Genomic DNA, 25,141 nt, shown 5'->3' with positions numbered 1-25,141 from the left:
GGAGAATCCGATGCGTGCGTGGTTTTTAAGTGCTGGCCTGGGTTTGCTGCTGATATCACAAGGCGCGATGGCAGGCACGGTGCTGATCGTTGGGGATAGTATCAGCGCGGCTTTCGGCCTGGATACCCGGTTGGGTTGGGTCAGTCTGCTGGAACAGCGTCTGGCAAAGGAAGGCTTCAAGGAAAAAGTGGTCAATGCATCGGTCAGCGGCGACACCAGTGCAGGAGGCCAGGCGCGGCTGCCGTCGCTGCTTGCCGAGCACAAGCCGGATCTGGTGATCCTCGAACTGGGCGGTAATGACGGCCTGCGCGGGCAGCCGCCGGCGCAATTGCAACAAAACCTTACCGTCATGGTTGAGCAGTCCAAAGCGGCGGGGGCCAAGGTGCTCTTGTTGGGCATGAAAATCCCGCCCAACTACGGTGAGCGCTATACCACGGCCTTCGCGGCGGTGTACCCGAAAGTCGCCGAAGCCACCGATGCCGCGCTGGTGCCGTTCATGCTGGAGGGTGTGGGCGGCAGGCCTGACATGACCCAGCAAGACGGCATTCACCCCAACGTCCAGGCTCAGCCTTACCTGCTGGATAACGTCTGGCCGGTGCTTAAGCCACTTCTTTAAATGCAATCTCTGAGGCTTCAGGATGGAGTTCCCTTCTGGTGCCTCAGTCGGCTCGTAATGCGGTTTATTACAGCTTTGTCCCACCGTTGTGACAATCAATGCTCTCATCAGCGACGGTGACGCCCAATGTGATGAGCAGTCATGATCACGCTGGGAACCGGGGGACCGCTTTAGACCACCTATATGCTTCCAGGCACCAGGAGGCCCACATGAATCCCATTCGCCCCTATCAAGGTCAGCAACCTGCTTTCCACATTCCTGAAAGCGCGCAGCCGCATGGTTCCAATGCCCCAACCTCAACGCGTTCGTCGAACCAAACTTATCCAGCCGACTTGGCGCCTTCCAGAAACCGTTCCGTAGCGATGCCTTCAAAAGTGAAAGTAGGCGGAGATTCCTTTTTGATAGGAACGCTCAGAAGCCGGCTTGATGCTCAGTCAAGAGCCTATTTGCGTACGGCGCTGAATCCAGACGAAAACACGCCTACCACGCAACGTCAGGACGGAATCGTTTCCTATTTGGTGCAGCACGAGACCGAAGAAAACCAGACGCCCGGGCCAGATGTTTTAGCCGTGTCCGTTGACGTGGATCAAAATAAGTACCTTAAATCACTCGTGGCAGCCCGAGTCTCCGATAGAGAAACGGTTCTGGATCTCCGGTTTGACAGCAAGCTCGGCCACTTTGCAGAAAAACTAATCTCAGGATTGAGGTCGAAAACCGCGGATAACGTCCAGGCATCGATGCTGAAAAACGGTCCGAAATGGTATTGGGAACTGGAATCCGGGGAAGACCTGACGCTGAAGAAGCTTTCAGCTGAAAACATCGACGCCCTGAGAAGCGAGGTCAACGCTGCAAGCCTTAAAGATTATGAAAAGGCCTTCATTAAAAGCCTGATTGATGAGCCGCTTTACATCACCCACGCAGCGCCATCTGATGCCGACATAAAACGTCCGGACGGTACGGTTTCGTTATTTTCCAGAAGAAAGCTGGAGGAAAGACAAATAGAATTCAACACTGAAAACACGACGGACCACGATATCGCCATGCTTGCCAACGATGATCACGTGTTTTTTTCACTTGAGGCGGGTGATCAACCTCAGAAAGACAGCAGCCGGTTTGGCGACAAATTGATGAGATTCAAGTTTGATCAGCCCAAGATCCTCAGCCATGCGACTCTGCATCTTGTCGACCCATTGACCGCCGTACCGCCCTCTGTGGGCTCACGCTTTGACGCCATTGAAGACCATATGGACGAAGAAGAGGCAGCGGACGCTATCGATAAACTTGAATCGCGCGCGTTCACCCCTGGCGAAGCGACATTTCATGGCCGGCATATGAAAATAGGGCTCGCCTTGTCCATTATTCAAACCTGTAGAAACAGCATGCCAGACGACATGAGTCGCGAGCTGCTAGAAGGCGAATCTGTTAATCGCGTAATGAATGGATTGTTCCGGCCTACCGTGATGGTCCCACGGCACTTCTTCGACAAACCGGTCGATGAGTCGGACATTTTAATAAATTAAACGGGACTGTCTGGGGACAGACTATGGACCATAGGCGTCTTTCTCGGCCTGGCGTGAGAACTCCAATGGTCTTGTGGCGTGGCCCGTGTTCAGGGTGACGTCTCGTCCATTGTCAGCGGCCCCGTTTGAGCCTATGGTGGCGAAAACCTGTACAGGACCCCAAAGATGTACAAGAAAGAGCAGTGGCCACTCACGCTGTACTTCGACGGTGACTGCCCGCTTTGCGCGCGGGAGATCAAGCTCCTGCGTTCCCACGCATCGGCGCACGTGTCGGCAGACGCAGACGCAACCGTAGCGCGATTGATGTTCGTCGACATCAGCGAAGAGGGGTTTGACGCCAGGGCGTTCGGATTTACCCGTGAGCAGATGGAGTCGGTATTGCACGCCCGATTCGACGATGGCACCTGGGTCACGGGCCTGGACGCAACCCTCTGGAGCTGGCGCGCAGCCGGTCTTGGCATCTGGGCTGCGCCGCTGTCGTGGCGGCCACTGAGGCCCTTGCTGAACGTCGGTTATCGCTTGTTCTGCCGCTGGCGTCCCCACTTGGCGTGGCTGCCTCATCCCGACGGGAGTCGTCGATGCCGCGACGACCGTTGCGCGGTTTCCCGACCCTCAGACCAAAACCGCTGATTTAAAGGCCTGCAGGCCTTTTCCGGGCGGGGGCTTTCGGCTAATGTGGCGCCCCCGCTCTGGAGCCCCCAATGCCGCGCCGTCCTTCCTGGTCCCTTTATGCCTATCAACTGATCGAGCCCGACGAACAGCTCGACCTGTTCGCGTGCCAGGAAATCCTCGTGCATCTGGTCGCTCGCCAGCTCGAGCTGGCAGGCTCCGCCGACCGCACCTTGTGCGGCACCTTGCTGCCCGCCCAGCCGCGCTGGTCGGAAGTCCGGCAGACGGTTTATCAGGATGAGCGACTGTGCCCGCTGTGCCGGGCTATCATCGACGCGCAACGGCGGGGCTGGCACCCGATCTGGCCGGAACTGGAAACCGGCGTCTAAGGGCCCGCGCGCACTCCCCGAATGCGCAGGCGTGCGTGTACAATCGCGCACAATCAAGCCTTCGTTTACCAAGGATTCTCCGGATGTTGTCGCGCATTCCAGCTTTCGCCCGCTGTCTGTCGCTCGCTGCGCTGTGCGCGGCCGGCCCCGTCTCCGCCCTGGAGTTTCCGTTGCCGCCGCCCGGTGAGGACATCATCGGTCAGGTGCAGACCGTCACCGCCAAGTACGAAGACACCTTCGCCGATCTGGCCACCCGCTACGACCTGGGCTATCTGGAAATGATTGCCGCCAATCCGGGCGTCGATGCCTGGCTGCCGGGCGCAGGCACTCAAATAGTGTTGCCGACGCGTTTCATCCTGCCGCCGGGTCCGCGCGAAGGCATCGTCATCAATCTGGCCGAGTACCGTTTGTACTACTACCCGAAAGGTCGGAACGTGGTTTACACCTTCCCGCTGGGTATCGGTCGCGAGGGCTGGGGTTCGCCGGTTTCCACCACCAAGGTCACCGCCAAAACGCCGAACCCGACCTGGACGCCGCCCGCGTCGGTCAAGGCCGAGCATGCCGCCGACGGCGACATCCTGCCCAACGTGGTCCCGGCCGGGCCGGACAACCCGCTGGGCCCTTTCAAATTCGGCCTCGGCTTGCCGGGCTACCTGATCCATGGCTCGAACAAGAAGTTCGGCATCGGCATGCGCACCAGTCACGGCTGCTTCCGCATGTACAACAACAACGTGCTTGAAATGGCGGACATGGTCCCGGTGGGCACCACTGTGCGCATCATGAGCGAGCCCTATAAGTTCGGCGTCAGCGGCGGCAAGGTCTACCTCGAAGCGCACACGCCGCTGGACGAAAGCGGCAAGCCGTCGGTAGTCGACAAGCACACCGCCGTGATCAACGCACTGCTCAAGCGTGAAGACCTGGCCAACAGCCTGCGCATCAATTGGGACGAAGTGCGGGACGTGGTGGCTGCCGAAGACGGCATGCCGGTCGAGATTGCCGTGCCGACCACGCCTGCGCCCGTGGTGGGCGGCGCGCCGATGACGCTGCAGTAACGCTGCGACGCCAAACGCCGGGCAATAAAAAAGCCGACCCGTTAACGGGTCGGCTTATCAATAATCCCGGGGGATTATTACTTACGGCTAGCCTTGTCCAACATACGCAGAGCGCGCTCGTTGGCTTCGTCAGCAGTTTGCTGAGCTTTTTGAGCTGCAGCCAGAGCTTCATCAGCCTTGCGATAGGCTTCATCGGCACGGGCTTGCGAACGAGCGGCTGCGTCTTCAGTTGCAGTCAGACGAGCTTCGGTTTCTTTGGATGCGCTGCTGCAACCGGTAGCCAGAACTGCGGCCAGGGCCAGAGCAGAGAATTTCAGAACGTTGTTCATCGTGTTCCCCTTAAAGGACTTCTATCAAATTAGTCATCTCTCGAGAGTGAGAAAATGACCGGCGTACATCTTACTCATTGTTTGTAGTAAGTAAACGGACCGCGCGCAAGATCTGCAGAAAATTCTTGGGTTTGAACGTGTTCCGTGCAACTCCTCACGCTTTTTCTTCGCACGCAAAGAGCCCCAGCCGGTGGTGTCTGTCAGGTGACTCCGGCCCAGGCGATTTCCCACTACCAGCGACGTACCGGCGACCATTTTTGTATAGTCGATTATCGTGACAGGCGCATCCCTGAGGGCGGTTTTAATGACCTTCAAGTGACTTGAGTGCGGGCGTTGCGTCTCAATGGACATTGCCCGGCGACAACAGGTTCCATGGTGCACGCCTTCAGATGTGCGGCAGCGCAATTAACAGTTGATTCACTTGAGCGCACTTGCTCAGGGCGCCTACTATTTGCCTGTGCTCAAATTGTTTGAGAACAGCGACGCTCTTCGCGGTGTCCAAACGGCACAGGGTGGCGCAGTCAGCTCTACTGCAGAAGTCGCTATTGCAGAAGGCAATAGTTGTCATACTGCCTGTAGAGGTTCCTTCGCCGGGAAAATGTCGATAAGGTAAGGGTCCAATTCCAAGACCCGCGAGGAGTAGTGATGAGCGAGGCGTTGTCCATCCACCATGACGAGACCGGTCACCAGTTCGAAGTCAATATTGACGGCTACCGTGCCTATCTCACTTACATGGACCTGGGTAAAGAGACCCTGGATATCTACCGTACGTTCGTTCCCAACGAATTGCGCGGACGTGGGATAGCGGCAGCCTTGACCAAGGTGGCCCTCGACTACGCCGACCGGATCGGCTACACCGTGATTCCTTCGTGCTCCTACGTGGAACGCTACATGGAGCGCAACCAGCGCCAGGCTGCCAAGATCTGACCCAGGCGCGCGTCGCACAGTAAAACGCCGAGCATGTGCTCGGCGTTGTCGTTTCTGCGGGCAGGTCAGTCGCGCTTGCGCTTGGGCAATACGTCCTTGAGCTTGGCGTGCATGCTGCGCAGCGTCTTTTCAGTGCTTTCCCAGTCGATGCATGCATCGGTGATGGACACGCCGTATTGCAGGTCGGCGAGGTCTTTGGGAATGGCCTGGCAGCCCCAGTTCAGATGACTCTCGACCATCAGGCCGATGATTGACTGGTTGCCTTCGAGAATCTGGTTGGCGACGTTCTCCATCACCAGCGGTTGCAGTGCCGGGTCCTTGTTGGAGTTGGCGTGGCTGCAATCGACCATGATATTCGGCTTGATCTTCGCCTTGTTCAGCGCCTGTTCACACAGGGCGACGCTGACCGAATCATAGTTGGGCTTGCCGTTGCCGCCGCGCAGCACGACGTGGCCGTAGGCATTGCCCTTGGTGGTGACGATGGACACGCCGCCTTCCTGGTTGATACCCAGGAAGCGATGAGGGCTGGATACCGATTGCAGGGCGTTGATCGCAACGGTCAGGCCGCCGTCGGTGCCGTTCTTGAAGCCGACTGCGGAGGACAGGCCCGAGGCCATTTCCCGGTGAGTCTGGGATTCCGTGGTGCGCGCGCCGATGGCCGACCAACTGATCAGGTCCTGCAGGTACTGAGGCGAAATCGGGTCGAGGGCTTCGGTCGCGGTCGGCAGCCCTTTTTCGGCCAGGTCGCGCAGCAATTGGCGGCCGATGTGCAGACCATCCTGAATCTTGAAAGAGTCGTCCAGGTACGGGTCGTTGATCAGGCCTTTCCAGCCGACGGTGGTGCGTGGCTTCTCGAAATACACGCGCATGACCAGATACAACGTATCGGACACCTCGGCGGCGAGTGCTTTCAGGCGATCGGCGTATTCGTGGGCGGCCTTGAGGTCGTGGATCGAGCAGGGCCCGATCACGACGAACAGGCGGTGATCCTTGCCATCGAGGATGTTGCGGATGACTTCGCGGCCCTGGCTGACAGTGGCCTGGGCGGCGGCGGTCAGCGGGATTTCGCGTTTCAGCTGATCCGGGGTGATCAGTGTCTCGTTGGAGGCAACGTTGAGGTCGTCAATCGGTAAATCAGCCATCGTGTTACTCATCAGGTCACGGATGCTGGCCGCCAGCGTCCCCGTGCGGCGGAGCCGAGCATGATTGAGCGCAACGGGGGAGCCGAACCTTAGCGCGTTAGCCGGTGGTTCGACAATGGGTAAACGTGGCTTTCGTCCAACGGTTGCGGCATTGTCTGACCTGTCTGGGGTGGCGACAGGCATCACCCGAACATCATTCAGAGGAGAAGCGTGTGGATCAATTGCAACTGACGGACTTCGACCTTGACCAGCAACTTCTCAACCTGCCCGGCGTCTCACTGCTGATTTTCACCAGCCTGGGCTGCTCCAGTTGTCGCTGGGCCCGGCATCATTTGCCCGAACAATCCTTGCCGCTGGATCGCCTTTGCTGGATCGATGCCGAAGAAAACGGCGGCGCGGTGCAGCGCTACGGCGTGTTTCATCTGCCGATGATGTTTGTGATCCGCGACGGCGCCTTCTTCGGGCCCCTTCGCACGCAGATGTCCGCCGACGCTATCGGCACAGGCCTGGCCCACGCGCTGGCGACGCCGCCAGACGAATTACCCTGAAGCGGAGTTTTCATGAGCGAGAGCACAGCGAGCGAAAGCTCAACCAGACCCCGGATCGGCATCATCGGCACCGGCGCGATTGGCGGCTTCTACGGCGTGATGCTGGCCCGGGCCGGCTTCGATGTGCACTTTCTGCTGCGCAGCGAATTCGAGGCCGTCGCCCGCAACGGACTGCGGGTAGACAGCCATGTGCATGGCCCGTTAGTGCTGGAAAATGTCCAGGCCTACGCCTCCGCCGCCGACATGCCGCCCTGCGACTGGTTGCTGATCGGCGCGAAGACCACCGGCAACGGCGGGGTGGCCTCCGCCATCGTTCAGGCCGCGGCGCCGGACGCCAAAGTTCTGCTGCTGCAAAACGGGTTGGGCGTCGAGGAAGAGCTGCGCGCCGAGCTACCGGATTCCCTTCATCTATTGGGCGGCTTGTGTTTTGTCTGCGTGCATCGCACCGGTCCGGGCCAGATCACCCATCAGGCCTTCGGTGCCGTGAATATCGGCTATCACAGCGGGCCGGCCGATACGGCAACGCGCGGGCATTGGGTCGAGGAGGGGGCGTCACTCTTTCACCAGGCCGGCGTCGACTCTGTGGCGATGGACAACCTCGACAAGGCGCGCTGGCAGAAACTGGTGTGGAACGTGCCCTACAACGGGCTTTCCGTGCTGCTCAACGCCAGCACCACGCCGCTGATGGCCGATGCCGACAGTCGCGCGCTGATCCAAGGCCTTATGGCGGAAGTGATGCAGGGCGCCGAAGCGTGCGGCCACGTGCTGCCGGAGGGTTACGCCGAGCAATTGCTTAAGGTCACCGGCCATATGCCGGATTACCGGCCGAGCATGTACCACGACTTCACCGAAAAACGCCCGCTGGAACTCGACGCCATCTATGCCCGGCCCCTCGCCGCTGCGCTTGCCGCTGGCTGTGACATGCCCAAGGTGCGCGCCCTGTATCACGCGCTGGCGTTCATTGATCGCGGCAATCGTTGACGGCCATTGCCGTGCGCTTGCCCAACTGCTGCTTTAAGGAAGACTGATGAGCACCGAGCTGAACGTTAAAACCCCGGGGAGCAAGCTGGTGCTGGCGATCTCCTCGCGGGCGCTGTTTGATCTGCGGGAAAGCCATGACGTTTACATGGCCAATGGGGTCGCTGCCTATCGTCAGTACCAGATCGACCACGAGGACGAAATTCTCGAGCCCGGTGATGCGTTCCGGCTCGTGGAAAAACTGCTCAGCCTGAACGCCAGCCTGAACCAGTCCCGGGTGGAAGTGGTGCTGGTCTCGCGCAACAGCGCCGACACCGGCTTGCGCGTGTTCAATTCGATTCAGCATTACGGCCTCGACATTTCCCGCGCGGCATTCGTTGGCGGGCGCAGTCCGTTTCCGTACCTCGCCGCCTTCGGCAGTCACCTGTTCCTGTCGACCCATGCCGATGACGTGCGCAGTGCGCTGGACGCGGGGTTCGCCGCCGCGACCATCCTCTCCGGTGGCGCCCGTCGTGCCGCCAGTGCCGAGCTGCGCATCGCCTTCGACGGTGACGCCGTGCTGTTCTCCGATGAGTCTGAGCGCGTGTATCAATCGGGTGGGCTGGAGGCGTTTCAGGCCAACGAGCGCGAGGCGGCGCGACGGCCATTGCCCGGCGGGCCATTCAAACCCTTTCTCGCGGCACTGAATGCCCTGCAGCGTGAATTCCCCGAAGAGTCCTGTCCGATTCGCACGGCGCTGGTGACCGCGCGCTCGGCTCCGGCTCATGAACGGGTGATCCGTACCCTGCGCGAGTGGGATATCCGTCTGGATGAGTCGCTGTTCCTCGGTGGGCTGGACAAGTCGGCGTTTCTCGAAGCCTTCGCCGCGGACGTGTTCTTCGACGATCAGCCGGGCCACTGCGAGCGCGCACGCGAGGTGGTCGCGACCGGGCACGTGCCCCACGGCATCAGCAACGAGCTAAAACCCTGAGGCGTTAGACCGAAAAGCAGCAGTCGGCCGTCGCAGTGCGCAGCGCGCTGCTACGCTGATGAAGTCTTCACTTCACAGGCTGCCGGGGGTCCCATGATCCGTTCGATGCTCTACGCCACGGACCTCGGTGCTTATGCGCCGTATGTGTTGCAGCACGCGCTGGTGTTGGCGCGGACCTTCGACGCCGAGCTGCACGTTGTGCATGTGGTGGAGCCGATGGGCGTGTTTGCCGAGTCCGTGCTGCAGAGCTATCTGGCGGCAGACGTCTTGAAACAGCTGCACAGCGAGGGCGTCAACACGGTCATCGACGGCATTGAGGCGCGGGTGCTGGCCAGTTTTCGCGAGGAACTGGGCGAGGGCCATGAGGACCTGGCGCTGATTCGCAGTGTTCGCGTGGTCCAGGGCGACCCATCCAACGTGATACTCGATCAGGCGCGCCTGCTCGGCGTTGATCTGCTGGTGGTGGGCAGTCGCAGTCACGGTGGGGAGGGCGATACGCCCATAGGCCGAACCGCGGCGCGAGTGCTGCAACTGGCCGACGTGCCGGTGTACATGGTGCCGATGCTGCAAAGTCGTACACAAACGTGATCGCGTTCCGGGAATGTGCCAAGGGCGTTAAAAGCTGCGTGCCATTACTGGATAAAAGTGATAAAAAGTTCTAGCTTTGCCTTCCTGACCAATAATCCAGTTATATACCGTCGCTGATGCCCGTGGCGTCTTCCGGCTTTGAGGGATACATATGAAGCTTCAACAATTGCGCTACATCTGGGAAGTGGCGCACCACGACCTCAACGTTTCAGCGACCGCGCAAAGCCTCTACACCTCGCAGCCAGGTATCAGCAAGCAGATCCGCCTGCTGGAAGACGAGTTGGGCGTCGAAGTCTTCGCCCGCAGCGGCAAGCACCTGACCCGCGTCACCCCGGCAGGCGAGCGCATTATCACCACCGCCGGCGAGATCCTGCGCAAAGTCGAGAGCATCAAGCAGATCGCCCAGGAATTCTCCAACGAGAAAAAGGGCACGCTGTCCATCGCCACGACCCACACCCAGGCGCGTTATGCGCTGCCGCCGGTGATCAGCAATTTCATCAAGCAGTACCCGGACGTCGCGCTGCACATGCATCAGGGCTCACCGATGCAGATCGCCGAAATGGCCGCCGACGGCACGGTCGATTTCGCCATCGCCACCGAAGCGCTGGAACTGTTCGGCGATCTGGTGATGATGCCGTGCTACACCTGGAACCGCTGCGTGGTCGTCCCTCAGGGCCATCCGCTGACCAAGGTGCCGAAGCTGACCCTGGAGATTCTCGCCGAATACCCGATCGTGACCTACGTGTTTGGTTTCACCGGCCGTTCCAAACTCGACGAAGCGTTCAGCCACCGTGGCCTGACGCCGAAAGTGGTGTTCACCGCCGCCGACGCTGACGTCATCAAGACGTACGTGAGGTTGGGACTGGGCGTTGGCATCGTCGCGAAAATGGCCGTCGACCCGAAGCTGGACAGCGATCTGGTGGTGCTCGACGCCAGCGAACTGTTCGAAGCCAGCGTGACCAAGATCGGCTTCCGCCGTGGCACCTTTCTGCGCGGCTTCATGTGCGATTTCATCGAGAAATTCGCCCCGCACCTGACCCGCGACGTCATGGCCAAAGCCATTCAGTGCCACAACAAGCAGGAGCTGGAAGAGCTGTTTGCCGGGGTTGAACTGCCGGAGCATTAACAGGCGAGCCTCAGCTTCAAGCGGCAAGTTTCAAGCTGCAAGAAACAGCAGACCTCACGCGGACCGCCGTTCTCTTGCAGCTTGAGGCTTGCAGCTGGTTTTCTATCCTTTCGCGATCATATTCCCGGCGTGCAACCCGCATTCCTTCTGCGTGGCTTCTTCCCACCACCAGCGGCCTTCGCGCTCATGCTGATTCGGCAGGACAGGGCGCGTGCAGGGTTCGCAGCCGATGCTGATGAAGCCGCGCTCGTGCAGGGTGTTGAAGGGCAGTTCGAGCATGCGGATGTAATTCCACACGTCAGCGCTGCTCATCTGGGCCAGCGGGTTGAATTTGTACAGCGTGCGCTCCGGGGTGGAGAACGCGCTGTCGATTTCCACCACCGCCACGTTGTTGCGCGTGCTCGGGCTCTGGTCGCGACGCTGACCTGTGGCCCAGGAGGTAACGCCGGACAGCTTGCGGCGCAACGGCTCGATCTTGCGGATCCCGCAGCACTCGCCATGGCCGTCGCGGTAGAAGCTGAACAAGCCCTTTTCCTTGACCATCGGCTCGAGCTTTTCGCGGTCCGGGCTGACGATGTCGATGTCGATTTTGTACTGCTCGCGGACCTGATCGATGAAGCGATAGGTCTCCGGGTGCAGCCGGCCAGTGTCCAGGCTGAACACCTTGACGTTCTTGTTGATTTTCCAGGCCATGTCCACCAGCACCACGTCCTCCGCGCCACTGAAGGAAATCCACAGGTCGTCGCCGAAGTGCTGAAAGGCGAATTTGAGGATGTCGGACGGGGATTTGTTGGCGTAGGTGGCGGCGATGTCGTCGACGTCGAAAGGGTGGTTCATCTGGGCGGCTTCCTGATCAGGGCTGGCGCTTAGGCGCTCGTAATGGCGCAGATGGTAACAAAAAACATCGCGCCTTTTGGCTGAAAGCGCCGGATTGCTTTGGGTTGGAAGCTGAGTGCTGAGCAATGGGTGCAGAGGGTGGGGTTGGGACCGACGCTGATACTCCAACAGGTCCAACGAACGGCCGAAATCCTGAGGCGACCCACGATCCTGCGGGAGCGAGCTTGCTCGCGAATGCTTACTGTCATTTCCCGGAGAAAGTGGCTGGCTGTGTTGGCGTCTTCGTGAGCAAGCTCACTCCCACATGGAACGTGTTCGCCGTCCAACGGCGCGGTATCTGCGCAATCGAGAGTCGGTCCATCCGCACCCGCCGCCCCGCTCACAACCCCTCAAGCGTCTCCATCAACACCCGCACTTTGGTGAAGGTCTCCTGATATTCCGCCTCCCACTGCGAATCAGCGACGATCCCGCCGCCGCCCCAGCACGCCATCTGGCCGTCTTTTGCCAGCAAACTGCGGATCGCGATGGAGCTGTCCATCTCGCCACGCACGTCCAGGTACAGCAACGAGCCGCAATACAGCGCCCGTCGAGTCGGCTCCAGTTCGTCAATGATCTGCATGGAGCGGATCTTCGGCGCGCCCGTGATCGAGCCGCCGGGAAAGCTGCCGCCAATCAGGTCCAGCGCGTCCTTGCCGTCGGCGAGTTCGCCGGTGACGGCGCTGACCAGATGATGCACGTTGGGATAGCTCTCCAGGCTGAACAGCTCCGGCACGTTTACCGAACCGATCCGGCAGGTCCGGCCCAGATCGTTGCGCAGCAAGTCGACGATCATCAGGTTCTCGGCGCGGTCTTTCGCACTCGTTAGCAGCTCTTGAGCAAACGCCACGTCCTCATCGGCATCCCGCCCGCGCGGCCGCGTGCCTTTGATCGGCCGGGTCTCGACCTGACGCTGACTGACTTTGACGAACCGCTCTGGCGACAGGCTCAACACCGCATCGCCCTCCGGCAGGGCCAGATACCCGGCGAACGGCGTGGGGCAGGCCAACCGCAGCGCCTGATACGCCGCCCATGGATCACCGAGGTACTGCGCGCGAAAGCGCTGGGCGAAATTGACCTGATAGCAGTCACCGGCCTGGATGTAGGCGTGAATCCGCTCGATGGCCTGTCGGTACTGCTCGGCATCGATGTCCGTCGCAAAGGGCGCGGTCAGCTCGAACGATGCGTCCGGTTGCGCCACCGGTTGCTCGAACAGCGCGATCAGGCGCTGGCGTTCGACGTGATCAAGGGCAGGATGAAACACCAACTGGCTGGTGTGCTCGTGGTGATCGGTGACCAGCGCCCAGGGGTAGAGCCCCAGCCGTGCGGAGGGCAGGTGCAAATCATCGATGGCCTGATCGGGCAGGGGTTCGAACAGGCGGCCGAAGTCGTACGCCAGATAGCCGATCAATCCACCGGCGAACGGCAGCGCGCAGTGCTCGGGCAGGTCGGCTTCGCCGAGGCGGGCCAGTGATTCACGCAGGCGATGAAGAAAGGCCGGGCCGGATTCGTCCGCCACCGGCTGCGGGGTTTCCAGCGGCCAGGCGCTGAGCAGATCGAAGCGGCCCCGGTCGGCAGTCGGGCGACCGCTGTCCAGCAGCACGGCACCCGGGGCGCGGCGCACGCGGGCGAAGTAGCCGCTGGGGTCGGCGTGATAGGGCAGCGGGTGTACGGAGCAAGTTGGCATGCGAGGCGTGGATCAGTCAGTGCGCGAGGACGGCGATTGTAGTCTTCCCCAAGGGCGAGTCCTAGGGGGAAGGCGCAGTCGCTGGCGGCTCGCCGTGCAAAATTCGTTGGGCATCCTCCGGCGTCAGCGGGTAATCGAAAAAGCGCCGGTAGAAGTCCATCGTCTGTGCCGCCATGTCGACGTCAGGAAACAACGCCGGATGCAACTGCTGCGCGGCCCAGGCCACCTGAAGCGCCACTTCGGTGCCGTAACGGTCCCACGGGAAAACCCCGGCCGGGTTACGCAGGACGCGCCCGTTGCGCACGGCATCAAGCTGGTTCAGCAACTGCGGTTGCGCTGCCTGATTCAAATCACCCGCGGCCGCCGCGAGGATCAGCACATCCGGCTGCCACGCCAGCAACTGCTCAGCCGACACGATCTGCATATTGCCCTTGAGCCCCGTCGCAGCATTGCGGCCTCCGGCCATCTCGATCCAGTCGTCGATCAGCGTATCGGCGCCATCCACTTTCAACGGATTCACCGACGCGATGTGCAGCACTTTGGGGCGCTGTTCCGTCGGGATACCCGCCACCACCCCATTGACCGCTTCCAGCTGTTGATCCAGAAACCCGTTATAGGCGAGAGCGCGCGCAGTGGGTTCTGCACCGCCGAGGGCCTTGGCGGTGTTGAGCATCGAGCGTTTCAGCCCGGCCAGGTCGGTGTAGCCCATCTGCATGACCGGCAGGCCGAGCTGTCGATAGGCGATGACCTGCCGATCGCCGAGGGCGGTGAACACCAGATCGACGTGCGCGGCGAGCAAGGTCTCGGCATTGAACGCCGTGCCCTGGATGGCCGTGGCCTGGCTCAGCGCGGGGAGGACCTTGAACATCCACGGCTGGCTTTCAGGATGGTTGACCGTCGCAACAATGCGCGAGCCGGCGCCCAGCGTCATTAGCAGCACGTGATGGGCATACCAGGCGTCAGCGATACGCGCGGGTTCGGTGGGAATGCTGATCCGTTGGCCGACATCGTCCTGCACCTGTCCGGGTTTCAGCGGGCTGGCCTGAATGTGCTGGCCGGCATCGTTCGGGGCAGCGAAGGCGCTGGCACTCAGACTGACGAGCATCACGACGCTCAACAAACCGCGCACGCCGACCCGCCCCTTGCTCACAGGTCCACCTGAATCGACGCCTGCACCATGCGCGGCGCGGCCGGTGTCGCGCTGGCTTGCCCGGCGCCGGTGTAGCCGTTCAGCCCGCCGGGGACGATGTTGGTCCAGTAGCGTTCGTTGGTCAGGTTGGTGACTTCGAGGCGGTAGACCGTGTCGCGCTTCATCAAACGGGTGCTGTAGCTGGCGCCGGTGTCGAAGGTTGTGTAGCTGCCGACCCAGTGATCGTTGCTGTCATCGGTGGGGCGGGCGCTGGCATAACGGGCGTTGAGGTTGACCGCGAGGCCCGGCACCTGATCGATGTGGTATTCGGTCAGCAGACTGGCCGTCGTCCGTGATAGCCCAACGATCCGGGTGTCTTCCGTGCTGTCGTTGCCGGTGGACAGCAGCTTCGGGTCCAGCCAGGTGATGCCGCCGAACATCTTGAGATTTTGAGTCAGGTCGCCGTCGGCGAGGAATTCCACCCCGCGATTGCGCTGATCACCCGCCACGGCGTAGACGTTATCGGGCTGGGTGTAGGCGAAGGGGCGTTTGATCTGAAACGCCGCCAGCGACAGGTTGACCCCGCGCGCGACCCATTTGCCGCCCAGCTCCCACATGCGGCTGCGATACGGCGACAGGATCGCCCCGGCGTTGCTGCTGCCGGCCGCGGCGCTGTCGCCCTGTTGCAGGCTGTCGGCGTAGGTCAGGTACAGCGTCAGGTCGTCCACCGGCTTGTACATGACGCTGCTAGCCGTGCTGATGCCCGAGTCCCGGGATGACGTGTGGACGCCCGCTTGAGAATAATTGTCGGCGGTCAGGCGGCTCTGGCTGCCGCTGAGCATCAGGCTCCATTTCGGTGTGAAGGTCAGGGTGTCGCCCAGCACGAACGAGCGTTGGCGGGCGTTGGCCGAGTGGTATCGGTCTGTGAAGTCGGGGAAGTCCGGCTCGTCGAAGGCGCCCGGGTGGCTCAATGACGCGCTGCCCAAGGTTGTCGTTCCGCCCGCCACGGGGTTGTAGTTGTCCCAGCCAAAACCGGTCACGCCGACGGTCAGGTCGTGGCGAATGCCGGCGGTGTAGACGCTGCCGTTGAGGTTGGCCAGGTAGCTATTGATGGTGAAACGGCTGGCAGTGGCGCTGGCCACCGAGCTGCGATACGTCCCAGTACTGTTGATCAGTGTGTTGGTGACCGCGGTGGATTCGCGGTCAGCGATCTGCCGCAGTGCGCCGACGTCGAGTTTCCAGTTGCCGTCGAAGTCGTGCTTGAAGTGCGCGCTGGCGGTGTCCGTGGTGTTGTTGTCGCCGGCATAATTTTGCCCGAGATTGCTGCGGGTCGGGTCCGGCGCGTGGGGCAGCGTCGCGCCCGAGGCGACGGCGAACTTGCCGGGCAGGCCCTTGGATAGATAGCTGTAGTGGCTGAAGTTGGTCTCGATGACGCTGTCGTCACTGATCTGGACATCCGTGGCGAGGCTGACCAGCTGCCGGCGCAAGGTGCTGCCCGGGGCATAGCTGTGGCCTTGCTCGTCGGCGACGTTCAGGCGGTATTTGATCTTGCCGTCCGGGTCGAACGGGCCGCTCAGGTCGGCGGCCTTGAGCCAGGTCAGACCGGTGCCTACGCCGACCGTCACCCGATTGCGGGTGAAATCCGTCGGTCGTTTCGACAGCAGGTTGAAGGTGCCGGCCGGATTCGCCGGGCCATACAGCGAACCCGACAGGCCGCTCAGCACTTCGACGCCGCCCAGTTGCTCGGCCTGGTAATCGGTGGTCGAGACCACGTTGAGGCCGTCCAGCCGGCTGTTCTGCACCACGCTGCCCTGCAGGCCCCGGGTTTGCGGCCGGGCGCCGTCGGCCTGTACGGAGGGCATGTAGCGAATGATGTCTTTGAAGCTCTTGAGCTGTTGGCTGTCGATCAGGTCGGAGGACAGCACGCTGATGGAGTAGGGCGTGTCCAGCAGCCTGCGCTCACCCATGGGGCCGAGGGTCGCCGACTTCTCCCGCGCCTGATCGGCAATCGACTGTTCGGCGCTGATGTCCAGCGGTGCCAGGGTCATTTCCTGCGCCAGACTGACCTGGGTAAAGCCGCCAAACAAAAGCGGCGCGAACGCCAGGCGCGATGAGAAGGATCGGGTCATGTAAACACTCAGCAAGGAATAAAAAAGCGGTGGCCGTTGGTGTCGATCTGCTCGACGGCGATCTGGTAAAGACGCGCCATGAGGGCGCTGTCGATGACGTCGTGGGGCGCGCCGTCGGCGATGAGTTGGCCGTCGTGCAGCACCAGCACGCGATTGGCTGAGGCAAGGGCATGTTCAGGGCGATGGGTGCTGGAGAGAATGCTCATGCCTTGGGCGGCGAGGCGCTTGAGCAAGGCCAGCAGGCGCAATTGATGGCCGTAATCGAGACCGGTGACCGGCTCGTCGAGAATGATGATATTGGCGCGCTGAACCATGGCCCGGGCGATCAGCACCAACTGGCGCTCGCCACCGGACAGTTCGGTGTACGGCCGTTCACTCAAGTGATGAATGCCCAGGTCGGTCAGGGCCTGCTGCACAGAGGCCTTGTCGTCGCGGCTCGGCGCATGGCCCAGACCCACAGTGGGCAATCGCCCCTGCCCGACGATGTGGGCGACGCTGAACGGAAAGCTCGGGACGTGGCTCTGCGGCACGTAGGCAATCTGCCGGGCCACGGCGCGACGTTTCATCGAGCGCATCGGTTGGCCGTCGATCAGCACCTCGCCGGAGTGCGGCGTCAGCAACCCCAGCAGCAGCCTCATCAACGTGCTTTTTCCGGCGCCGTTGGCCCCCAGCAGGGCGATGTTGTCGCCGGCTTTTATGTCCAGGCAGACGTTATCTAGGATCAAGCGCTCGCCGATCCGATAGGTCAGTCCGCGGGCCTGCAAGCGCTTCATAGCCAACCCTTGCGCACGCGATGCAGCACCAGCACAAAGGCGATCGCGCCGAGCAACTCGGTAATGATGCCGAGGGGGATTTCTCCCGCCGACACGCTGCGAGCGATGCCGTCGGCCCCCAGCAGGAAGATCCCGCCCAGGCAGGCGCTGAGGGGCAGCAGGCGCGTATTGCCGGGGCCGACCAGCAACCGCGCCAGGTGCGGAATCAACAGGCCGATCCAGCCGACCATCCCGGCCAGACTCACAGTGAGCGCGCAGATCAGCGTGGTGAGGACAATCAGGCCGCCGCGAATCTGTTCGACCGGCACGCCAAGGCTCAGGGCTTCGTCGTCACTCAGTGACAGCGCGTCGATGGCGCGGCCGGTCAGGCACAGCAACACGATGGCCACGCCCAGAATGGGGCCGATGATCCACAGCGCCTGCACATCCACGGCACTGAGGCTGCCGAGCAGCCAATAGACGATGCTCGGCAACTGGTCCACCGGATCGGCCATGTATTGAGCAATGGACAGCAAGGAAGTGAAGAGGGCGTTCGCGACAATGCCGCCGAGCACCAACAGCAGGATCGAGGGGGTCTGAAACATGTGCGCGATGCCCAGACCGACCGCTACGGCGATGAGCCCGGTCACGCAGGCCACCAGCGCAATGGCCAGAGGCGGCAGGTGCCAGATGATTCCCAGCGCAGCGCCGAACGCGCAGCCGCTCAACACCCCCAGCAAGCCCGGCGACACCAGGGGATTGCGGAACACGCCCTGATAGGCCGCGCCTGAGACCGATAGCCCGGCGCCCACCAGTATCGCCGCGATCACCCGTGGCAGGCGCGCCTCGATAATCAGGGCGTGGAGCAGGTCGTAGCGCGGGGCGGGCATGTCGCTGAGGCCCAGCATCGTCGCAACGAACGAGCAGAGATCGTGGATTGAAATTTGATAGCGGCCCAATAACAGCGCGCAGACAGCCGTCAGGATCAACGCCAACAGGCTGAGCAACAGAGGGAAATACAGCTTGGCAGGGGACATCTGTTACTCATTGTTTCGGTATGTAAAAAACTATACAGCGATGGGCGAGGGTTCTCTAGGGACGGGATGCCGCATGGGGTGAATCTTCATTTAGCAGGGGGTTTATGGGTGGCGAGTTTCGGCTTGAGTTTTGCGGTGTGACGCCTGACGTCTTCCCGGCTAAAGCCGGTCCTACAGCCCGAGTTTCAGCCGGTCCCACTGACGGCACGCGGTATTTAGTGGGACCGGCTTCAGCCGGGAAGGGGGCGGTGTGAACGCCATCAGATGTGCGGTGTGGCGCCTGACGTCTTCCCGGCTAAAGCCGGTCCTACAGTCCGAGTTTCAGCCGGTCACATTGACGGCACGCGGTATTTAGTGGGACCGGCTTCAGCCGGGAAGGGGCCGGTATGATCGCCATCAGATGTGCGGTGTGACGCCTGACGTCTTCCCGGCTAAAGCCGGTCCCACAGTCCGAGTTCAGCCGGTCCCACTGACGGCACGCGGTATTTAGTGGGACCGGCTTCAGCCGGGAAGGGGCCGGTGTGAGCGGCATCAATGTGTCAGAGGAACACTGAACATCGTGATCAACAGACATAGAATTAAACGTGCCCAAACAACCCCTGAGCAAACTTGACCCGCTCTTCGGGACTCTCCTGAACACCTTCCGCCGCCAGTTCCTCGAGCCGCTTCTCCACCGCCACAGTCCGGTGAGTCAGCCCGCAGTCATTGGCGATCTGGATGTTGAGCCCCGGCCGGGCATTCAGCTCCAGAATCAACGGCCCTCGATCCTGGTCCAGCACCATGTCAACGCCGATATAGCCCAGGCCGCACAGCTCGTAGCATTCAGCCGCGAGCCTCATGAAACCGTCCCAGTTCGGCAGTTGCACGCCGTCTACCGCATTGGTGGTGTCGGGGTGCTTGCTGATGATGTTGTTCAGCCAGGTGCCGCGCAGCGTCAGCCCGGTCGCCAGATCGACGCCGACACCGATGGCGCCCTGGTGCAGGTTGGCCTTGCCGCCGGACTGTCGGGTCGGCAGGCGCAGCATGGCCATGACCGGATAGCCCATCAGCACGATAACCCGGATGTCCGGAACGCCCTCATAACTGATGCTCTTGAAAATCTGATCGGGCGTGACCCGGTATTCGATCAGCGCGCGGTCGCGATGGCCGCCCAAGGAGTACAGCCCGGTGAGGATGCTGGAAATCTGGTGCTCGATTTCGTCGTGGCTGATGATGCGCCCGGACACCGTGCGGAAGCGCTCTTCGAAACGGTCGGCGATGACCAGAATGCCGTCGCCACCCGCGCCTTTGGCTGGCTTGATGACAAAGTCGCTGCGCCCGCCGATGATCCCGTCAAGCTTGTCGATTTCCTTTTCGGTGGAAATGACCCCGTACAGCTCGGGCACATGAATGCCCGCCGCGATGGCCCGCTCCTTGGTGATGATCTTGTCATCGACGATCGGGTAGAGGCTGCGCTTGTTGTACTTGAGCACGTAGTCGGCGTTACGCCGATTGATGCCCATGATCCCCTTGGCTTCCAGTGCCTTCCAGGTTTTCCACCAGCCGATCATTGATGGTGTTCCCGCTCGGCATCTTCCTTGAGGAAGGCCTTGAAGCGAATCAGCTCGGTCAGCCGATAACCGCGATAACGTCCCATCGCCAGCATGAAGCCCACCAGAATCAGCAGAATCGCCGGGAAGGTGAACACGAAGTAGATGAACTCCGGAATGCTCATGATGATGTGCGCCAGGGACGCCGCGAACAGCGTGCCGATGGCGACTTTCATCGCGTGCCCGCCGCCGCGTTCTTCCCAGGTGATCGACAGGCGTTCGATGGTCATGGTCAGAATCACCATCGGGAACAGCGCCACCGACAGCCCGCGCTCAAGGCCCAGTTTGTGGCTGAACAGGCTGATGGCGGCAATCAACACCACCACGAAGGTCAGCACCACCGACAGCCTCGGCAGCATTTGCAGTTTGAGGTGTTCCAGGTACGAGCGCAGGGACAGGCCCAGTGCCGTGATGATGGTGAACAGCACGATGCCAAAGCCCAGCTGGGTCTCGCGGAACGCCAGCGCGATCAGCACCGGGGTGAAGGTGCCCAGGGTTTGCAGGCCTACGAGGTTGCGCAGGATCAGGATCACCAGCACGCCGATCGGGATCATCACCATGATCATGAAGGTCTGCTGGGTTTGCAGCGGCAAGCTGTAGAGCGAGTATTCGAGGAAGTCGGCGTCGGTGCTTTCATCGGTCAGCTTGGCCAGACGAATCGCGTTCATCTCGCTGTTGTTCAGGCTGAAATTCACCGTGGCCTTCTTGCCGCCCTCGACGGAGATCAGGTTGTCATTGCCGATCCACCACAGCAGGCGGTCCTGGGGCAGGCCCGCTTCACCGGTTTCCGGATTGAAATACAGCCAGTCCTTGCCATTGAAGCTGCGCAGCCACAGTTCCGGCGACTGCGGCTGATCGGCGACCAAACGGATGGTGTGGGCTTTCTCCACCGGCACGTGGGCGATGGACAAAAGGGTTTCGGTGATGCGCGCCTTGTTCGCCACCGAGGTATCGCCGGCCAGCAGCAGCTTGACGTTGTCGTCGCTCAGATTGTTGACCCGCTTGATGGCTTCGCTGACGAAGGTTTCGACGTCGGCGGAATGCTGCCGGATCGGCGCAAGCAGGGCGTCGGCAGCGATTTTTTCCGGCCCTTCGACGACGATGCTGTCGCGGAAGATCGGCCCCTTGATCTTGGCTTTCTCGCCGCTATAGCGCTTGGTCAATACCAGTCGGTAGTACAGCGTCTGATTGCCGGTGGCCCGGCGCGCGGACCAGGTGACCTTGCGGTTGCCGTCGGCGCGGTTGACGTTCACGCCATAGTTGTTGGAGATGAAGCTTTCATTGAGGCTGATGTAATCGCGGGACAGCGGCGGCACGTACATCTGCACCTTGACCGTGTCCTTGGGGTTGGCGACGAACTCGACCTTGGCGTCGATGTTCCACAGGTCGTCGGTTTCATCTTCGGTCACCGGAATGCCGAGTACCAATATCTGATAAGCCGTGATCGCGATGCCCAGCGTGACGAGGGTCGCGATCAGGATCTTCAGATGGAGGGTAAGAGAGCGCATGTCGTTACTCTGCGGTTGGAGCATTGACGCAGGCAGGCTTGCCCGCTGCGTATTTCAGGCTTGGATCGACCAGCGCATCGAAGTGCTTGAGGGCTTCGGAGCCAATCAAAAGCGGGTATTGGAATGCGCTGCGGTCGGTCAAGTTCACTTCTATGGTGCGCAGCGCCTCGCCCATGCAGACATCCAGGCTGATGACCGGGCGTGCGGTGTATTTCTTGTCGTCATCAGCGTCGATGTCACCTGCGCGGCGCTTGATTTTGCTGACCCGGGCCAGGGGGCGTTCGATGGGGTGTTCGTGGGCGTCGTCGATGGCCAGGTAAAAACGCACCCAGGAATCGCCATTGCGCTTGAAGCGCTTGATGTCGCGGGCGCTCAGGGAGGCGGTTTTGGCGCCGGTGTCCAGTTTGGCCGCGACCTGCAGGTCGATGTCGGCCAGCTCGGCATATTCGTTCAGGCCATACACCGTCTTTTCAGCGGCCAGGGCCAGGCTGGGGAGAAAAAACCCGGGCAGAAAGAGGCCTGGCAGGTACAGCGATAAGAGGAAGAGAAGAGGGTGGCGGCTCATAAGTCCAGGCGCGATGAAAAGTGAAGAAGCTGCTTTGACGTCGAAAAGTGGTTTTGGTTTGACCAAGGGTGCCGCTCCTGCGAAAGCCGCCTGCTGCCCGCGTGGGCGTTTTGAGGCGGCCGGCATTCTAGCATGAAGCTTTTATGGCACCAGCGAAGGGCGGCGCGGATACGGGCTGTCGGACTTTTCGTCAAAATGTGTCGCTATTAGATGATTGTCGACAATCGATCGTTTTGTTTTGACGAATCTGGCATCTTTCGCTAGATTTACTGGCATTCAATCAGCAGGTGTCAACAATGTTGGATGCCGCAGAAATTCTGCCTGCCTCTCCGGTGGATGCCGAGACCCTGTCCGAGAACGTGTTCCGCCGTATTCAGGCGGCTATCGTCAAGGGCGATATCGCCCCCGGCAGCAAGATCTCCGAGCCCGAACTGGCGCGCACTTACGGCATCAGCCGAGGGCCGTTGCGCGAGGCTATTCACCGGCTCGAAGGCCAGCGCCTGTTGGTCCGCGTGCCCCACGTCGGCGCTCGCGTGGTTTCCCTGAGCCATGCCGAACTGGTCGAGCTGTACGAAATCCGCGAATCCCTCGAAGGCATGGCCTGTCGCCTGGCCGCCGAGCGCATGACCGCTGAAGAAGTCGACGACCTGCGCCGCGTGCTGGAAACCCACGAATGCGACAGCGCCTTCCAGGCCGGCGTCGGCTATTACCAGCAGGAAGGCGATTTCGACTTTCATTACCGGATCATCCAGGGCGCGCGCAACAGCACGCTGACCCAGATGCTCTGCGATGACCTCTATCAACTGGTGCGCATGTACCGCATTCAGTTCTCGACAACGCCCAACCGCCCGCGCCAGGCGTTCGCCGAGCACCACCGTATTCTCGACGCCATCGCCGACCGTGACGGCGAGCTGGCCGAGCTGTTGATGCGCCGCCACATTGCCGCATCCAAATGCAATATTGAGCAGCACTTCCACGCTGCCACTGCCCGAGGTGAACAATGACCACAAGAACCACTCCCGGCCAACGCTTCCGTGACGCTGTCGCCAGTGAACATCCGCTGCAAGTGGTCGGCACGATCAACGCCAACCACGCGCTGCTGGCGCAACGCGCCGGCTTCAAGGCCATTTACCTGTCCGGCGGCGGTGTTGCGGCGGGTTCCCTGGGCGTGCCGGACCTCGGCATTACCGGTCTGGACGATGTGCTCACCGACGTGCGCCGCATCACCGATGTCTGCGAGCTGCCGCTGTTGGTGGACGTCGACACCGGCTTCGGTGCCTCGGCGTTCAACGTGGCGCGCACGGTGAAGTCGATGATCAAGTTCGGCGCGGCGGCGATGCACATCGAGGACCAGGTTGGCGCCAAGCGCTGTGGTCATCGGCCTGGCAAGGAGATTGTTTCGCAGCAGGAAATGGTCGATCGCATCAAGGCGGCGGTTGATGCGCGAACCGACGACAGTTTCGTGATCATGGCGCGCACCGATGCGCTGGCGGTGGAAGGGCTGGAGTCTGCTCTGGACCGCGCCGCTGCGTGCATCGAAGCGGGCGCGGACATGGTCTTCCCGGAAGCGATCACCGAGCTTGAGATGTACAAGCTGTTTGCCTCAGGGGTGAAGGCGCCGATCCTCGCCAACATCACCGAATTCGGCTCGACGCCGCTGTTCACCACCGACGAGCTGAAGTCCGCCGAAGTAGCGCTGGTGCTGTACCCGCTGTCGGCGTTCCGGGCAATGAACAAGGCGGCGGAAAACGTTTACACCGCGATTCGTCGCGACGGCACCCAGAAGAACGTCGTCGACACCATGCAGACGCGCATGGAGTTGTACGAGCGCATTGACTATCACGCGTTCGAGCAGAAGCTCGATGCGCTGTTTGCGCAGAAGAAATCGTAGAAAAGCCGCAAATGAATTGCCGATTCCCACACAACTACAAGACTGGAGACAGCAATGGCTGAAGCAAAAGTATTGAGCGGCGCAGGCCTGCGAGGCCAGGTGGCCGGACAGACCGCGTTGTCCACCGTCGGCCAGGCCGGCGCCGGATTGACCTACCGCGGCTATGACGTGCGTGAACTCGCCGCCCACGCCCGATTCGAAGAAGTCGCGTACCTGCTGCTGTACGGCGAACTGCCAACCCAGGCGCAGCTCGACGGTTACCTGAAGAAACTTCAGGGCCTGCGTGACCTGCCCCAGGCGCTGAAAGTAGTGCTTGAGCGCATTCCCGCCGACACCCACCCCATGGACGTCATGCGCACCGGCTGCTCGATGCTCGGCAATCTCGAGCCCGAAGCCAGTTTCGCCCAACAGCTTGATTCCACTGACCGCCTGCTGGCCGCGTTCCCGGCGATCATGTGCTACTGGTACCGCTTCAGCCATGACGGCAAGCGCATCGACTGCGTCACTGACGAGGTGTCGATCGCCGGGCACTTCCTCAAGCTGCTGCTGGACAAGGCGCCCAGCGAATTGCATCGCAAGGTGATGGACGTCTCGCTGATCCTCTACGCCGAGCACGAATTCAACGCGTCGACCTTCACCGCCCGGGTCTGCGCGTCGACCCTGTCCGATCTGTTTTCCTGCATCACCGCAGCCATTGGCACGTTGCGCGGGCCTTTGCACGGCGGCGCCAATGAAGCGGCGATGGAGATGATCCAGAAGTTCTCGTCGGCCGAAGACGCGACCCAGGGCACCTTGGCGATGCTCGAACGCAAGGACAAGATCATGGGCTTCGGTCACGCGATCTATAAGGACAACGACCCGCGTAACGAGGTGATCAAGGGCTGGTCGAAAAAACTCGCGGAGGAGGTCGGCGACACGGTGTTGTTCCCGGTCTCCGAAGCCATCGACAAAACCATGTGGGAGCAGAAGAAGCTGTTTCCCAACGCTGACTTCTATCACGCCTCGGCGTACCACTTCATGGGCATCCCGACCAAGCTGTTCACGCCGATCTTCGTCTGCTCGCGCCTGTCCGGCTGGGCCTCCCACGTGTTCGAACAGCGCGCCAACAACCGCATCATCCGACCGAGCGCCGAATACATCGGCGTCGAACAGCGCACATTCGTGCCCATCGAACAGCGCTGATGGGG

The 25,141-nt window shown here is 61.3% G+C and carries 25 protein-coding genes; 14 read left to right on the top strand and 11 right to left on the bottom strand.

Translation table 11 applies throughout. The features are described 5' to 3' along the window. Positions 1-10 precede the first annotated feature (10 nt). The 5 genes from ACYASU_RS04805 (at position 11) to ACYASU_RS04785 (ending at position 4,186) form a co-directional block, all read left to right on the top strand. On the top strand, positions 11-616 hold the full coding sequence (locus tag ACYASU_RS04805) for an arylesterase (protein WP_463582103.1): 606 nt from the start codon (positions 11-13) through the stop codon (positions 614-616). Between the two features lie 209 nt (positions 617-825). Beyond that, positions 826-2,136, top strand: coding sequence for a hypothetical protein (locus tag ACYASU_RS04800; protein ID WP_192172420.1), 1,311 nt, complete (start codon positions 826-828; stop codon positions 2,134-2,136). A gap of 165 nt (positions 2,137-2,301) precedes the next feature. Beyond that, the gene (locus ACYASU_RS04795) at positions 2,302-2,766 is read left to right on the top strand and encodes a thiol-disulfide oxidoreductase DCC family protein (protein WP_463582102.1); all 465 of its coding nucleotides are present in this window, start codon (positions 2,302-2,304) and stop codon (positions 2,764-2,766) included. Between the two features lie 71 nt (positions 2,767-2,837). After that, entirely contained in the window at positions 2,838-3,134 is a 297-nt protein-coding gene (locus ACYASU_RS04790) for a hypothetical protein (RefSeq protein WP_192172422.1), read from the top strand. Between the two features lie 83 nt (positions 3,135-3,217). Continuing rightward, entirely contained in the window at positions 3,218-4,186 is a 969-nt protein-coding gene (locus ACYASU_RS04785) for a L,D-transpeptidase family protein (RefSeq protein WP_192172423.1), read from the top strand. A 77-nt stretch (positions 4,187-4,263) separates the two neighbouring features. Here the strand turns inward: ACYASU_RS04785 and oprI are convergent, their stop codons facing one another. Beyond that, positions 4,264-4,515 carry an outer membrane lipoprotei OprI gene (gene oprI / locus ACYASU_RS04780; protein WP_003199355.1) on the bottom strand — a complete coding sequence of 84 codons (252 nt, stop codon included), beginning with the start codon at positions 4,513-4,515 and terminating at the stop codon, positions 4,264-4,266. Positions 4,516-5,160: 645 nt separating this feature from the next. Between oprI and ACYASU_RS04775 the strand changes: the two genes are divergently transcribed. Then, positions 5,161-5,442 carry a GNAT family N-acetyltransferase gene (locus ACYASU_RS04775; protein ID WP_065988521.1) on the top strand — a complete coding sequence of 94 codons (282 nt, stop codon included), beginning with the start codon at positions 5,161-5,163 and terminating at the stop codon, positions 5,440-5,442. Between the two features lie 65 nt (positions 5,443-5,507). Here the strand turns inward: ACYASU_RS04775 and ACYASU_RS04770 are convergent, their stop codons facing one another. Continuing rightward, entirely contained in the window at positions 5,508-6,584 is a 1,077-nt protein-coding gene (locus ACYASU_RS04770; RefSeq protein WP_192172424.1) for a 3-deoxy-7-phosphoheptulonate synthase, read from the bottom strand. Positions 6,585-6,796: 212 nt separating this feature from the next. Here ACYASU_RS04770 and ACYASU_RS04765 point away from each other — a divergent pair, with 212 nt between their 5' ends. The 5 genes from ACYASU_RS04765 (at position 6,797) to cysB (ending at position 10,794) form a co-directional block, all read left to right on the top strand. Next, a complete protein-coding gene (locus ACYASU_RS04765) occupies positions 6,797-7,132 on the top strand; it encodes a YbbN family protein (protein WP_463582101.1) in 336 nt (111 codons plus the stop codon). A 12-nt stretch (positions 7,133-7,144) separates the two neighbouring features. After that, entirely contained in the window at positions 7,145-8,113 is a 969-nt protein-coding gene (locus ACYASU_RS04760) for a putative 2-dehydropantoate 2-reductase (protein ID WP_463582100.1), read from the top strand. A gap of 46 nt (positions 8,114-8,159) precedes the next feature. Then, on the top strand, positions 8,160-9,080 hold the full coding sequence (locus ACYASU_RS04755) for a 5'-nucleotidase (RefSeq protein ID WP_282371410.1): 921 nt from the start codon (positions 8,160-8,162) through the stop codon (positions 9,078-9,080). A gap of 93 nt (positions 9,081-9,173) precedes the next feature. Next, positions 9,174-9,668, top strand: a complete 495-nt coding sequence (locus tag ACYASU_RS04750; protein WP_346627775.1) for a universal stress protein — start codon at positions 9,174-9,176, stop codon at positions 9,666-9,668. A 151-nt stretch (positions 9,669-9,819) separates the two neighbouring features. Next, on the top strand, positions 9,820-10,794 hold the full coding sequence (cysB, locus tag ACYASU_RS04745; RefSeq protein ID WP_122534560.1) for an HTH-type transcriptional regulator CysB: 975 nt from the start codon (positions 9,820-9,822) through the stop codon (positions 10,792-10,794). 102 nt (positions 10,795-10,896) lie between these two features. Here the strand turns inward: cysB and ACYASU_RS04740 are convergent, their stop codons facing one another. The 9 genes from ACYASU_RS04740 to rloA form a co-directional block, all read right to left on the bottom strand. Next, the gene (locus ACYASU_RS04740) at positions 10,897-11,631 is read right to left on the bottom strand and encodes a phosphoadenylyl-sulfate reductase (RefSeq protein WP_463582099.1); all 735 of its coding nucleotides are present in this window, start codon (positions 11,629-11,631) and stop codon (positions 10,897-10,899) included. A gap of 379 nt (positions 11,632-12,010) precedes the next feature. Then, positions 12,011-13,354 (bottom strand): aminodeoxychorismate synthase component I, encoded by a 1,344-nt coding sequence (gene pabB, locus ACYASU_RS04735; protein WP_463582098.1) that lies wholly within the window; start codon positions 13,352-13,354, stop codon positions 12,011-12,013. A gap of 61 nt (positions 13,355-13,415) precedes the next feature. Next, positions 13,416-14,504, bottom strand: coding sequence for an ABC transporter substrate-binding protein (locus tag ACYASU_RS04730; RefSeq protein WP_463582097.1), 1,089 nt, complete (start codon positions 14,502-14,504; stop codon positions 13,416-13,418). Beyond that, positions 14,501-16,612 carry a TonB-dependent receptor gene (locus ACYASU_RS04725; RefSeq protein ID WP_463582096.1) on the bottom strand — a complete coding sequence of 704 codons (2,112 nt, stop codon included), beginning with the start codon at positions 16,610-16,612 and terminating at the stop codon, positions 14,501-14,503. The genes ACYASU_RS04730 and ACYASU_RS04725 overlap by 4 nt, the downstream gene beginning before the upstream one ends. Before the next feature lie 8 nt (positions 16,613-16,620). Further along, positions 16,621-17,385, bottom strand: a complete 765-nt coding sequence (locus tag ACYASU_RS04720) for an ABC transporter ATP-binding protein (protein WP_463582095.1) — start codon at positions 17,383-17,385, stop codon at positions 16,621-16,623. Beyond that, entirely contained in the window at positions 17,382-18,401 is a 1,020-nt protein-coding gene (locus ACYASU_RS04715) for a FecCD family ABC transporter permease (protein WP_463582094.1), read from the bottom strand. The genes ACYASU_RS04720 and ACYASU_RS04715 overlap by 4 nt, the downstream gene beginning before the upstream one ends. 578 nt (positions 18,402-18,979) lie before the next feature. After that, a complete protein-coding gene (locus ACYASU_RS04710) occupies positions 18,980-19,948 on the bottom strand; it encodes an alpha-L-glutamate ligase-like protein (RefSeq protein WP_463582173.1) in 969 nt (322 codons plus the stop codon). Next, positions 19,948-21,498, bottom strand: a complete 1,551-nt coding sequence (rloB, locus tag ACYASU_RS04705; RefSeq protein ID WP_192172433.1) for an osmotic stress tolerance membrane protein RloB — start codon at positions 21,496-21,498, stop codon at positions 19,948-19,950. The genes ACYASU_RS04710 and rloB overlap by 1 nt, the downstream gene beginning before the upstream one ends. A 4-nt stretch (positions 21,499-21,502) precedes the next feature. Next, positions 21,503-22,063, bottom strand: a complete 561-nt coding sequence (gene rloA, locus ACYASU_RS04700) for a retropepsin-like aspartic peptidase RloA (RefSeq protein WP_346627768.1) — start codon at positions 22,061-22,063, stop codon at positions 21,503-21,505. Positions 22,064-22,359: 296 nt separating this feature from the next. On the opposite strand from rloA, the gene ACYASU_RS04695 reads away from it, so the two are divergent. The 3 genes from ACYASU_RS04695 to prpC are packed head-to-tail and all read left to right on the top strand — an operon-like array spanning position 22,360 to position 25,136. Then, positions 22,360-23,067, top strand: a complete 708-nt coding sequence (locus ACYASU_RS04695) for a GntR family transcriptional regulator (protein ID WP_463582093.1) — start codon at positions 22,360-22,362, stop codon at positions 23,065-23,067. Then, positions 23,064-23,954: a methylisocitrate lyase gene (gene prpB / locus ACYASU_RS04690; protein WP_463582092.1), complete on the top strand. Its 891-nt coding sequence runs from the start codon at positions 23,064-23,066 to the stop codon at positions 23,952-23,954. The genes ACYASU_RS04695 and prpB overlap by 4 nt, the downstream gene beginning before the upstream one ends. Positions 23,955-24,008: 54 nt before the next feature. Further along, on the top strand, positions 24,009-25,136 hold the full coding sequence (gene prpC / locus ACYASU_RS04685) for a bifunctional 2-methylcitrate synthase/citrate synthase (protein ID WP_463582091.1): 1,128 nt from the start codon (positions 24,009-24,011) through the stop codon (positions 25,134-25,136). Positions 25,137-25,141: the final 5 nt, after the last annotated feature.

This window comes from Pseudomonas sp. HP_12, assembly GCF_055283955.1.
The sequence above is the reverse complement of the archived record's forward strand: the minus strand, read 5'-3'. Positions and strand labels throughout refer to the sequence as shown.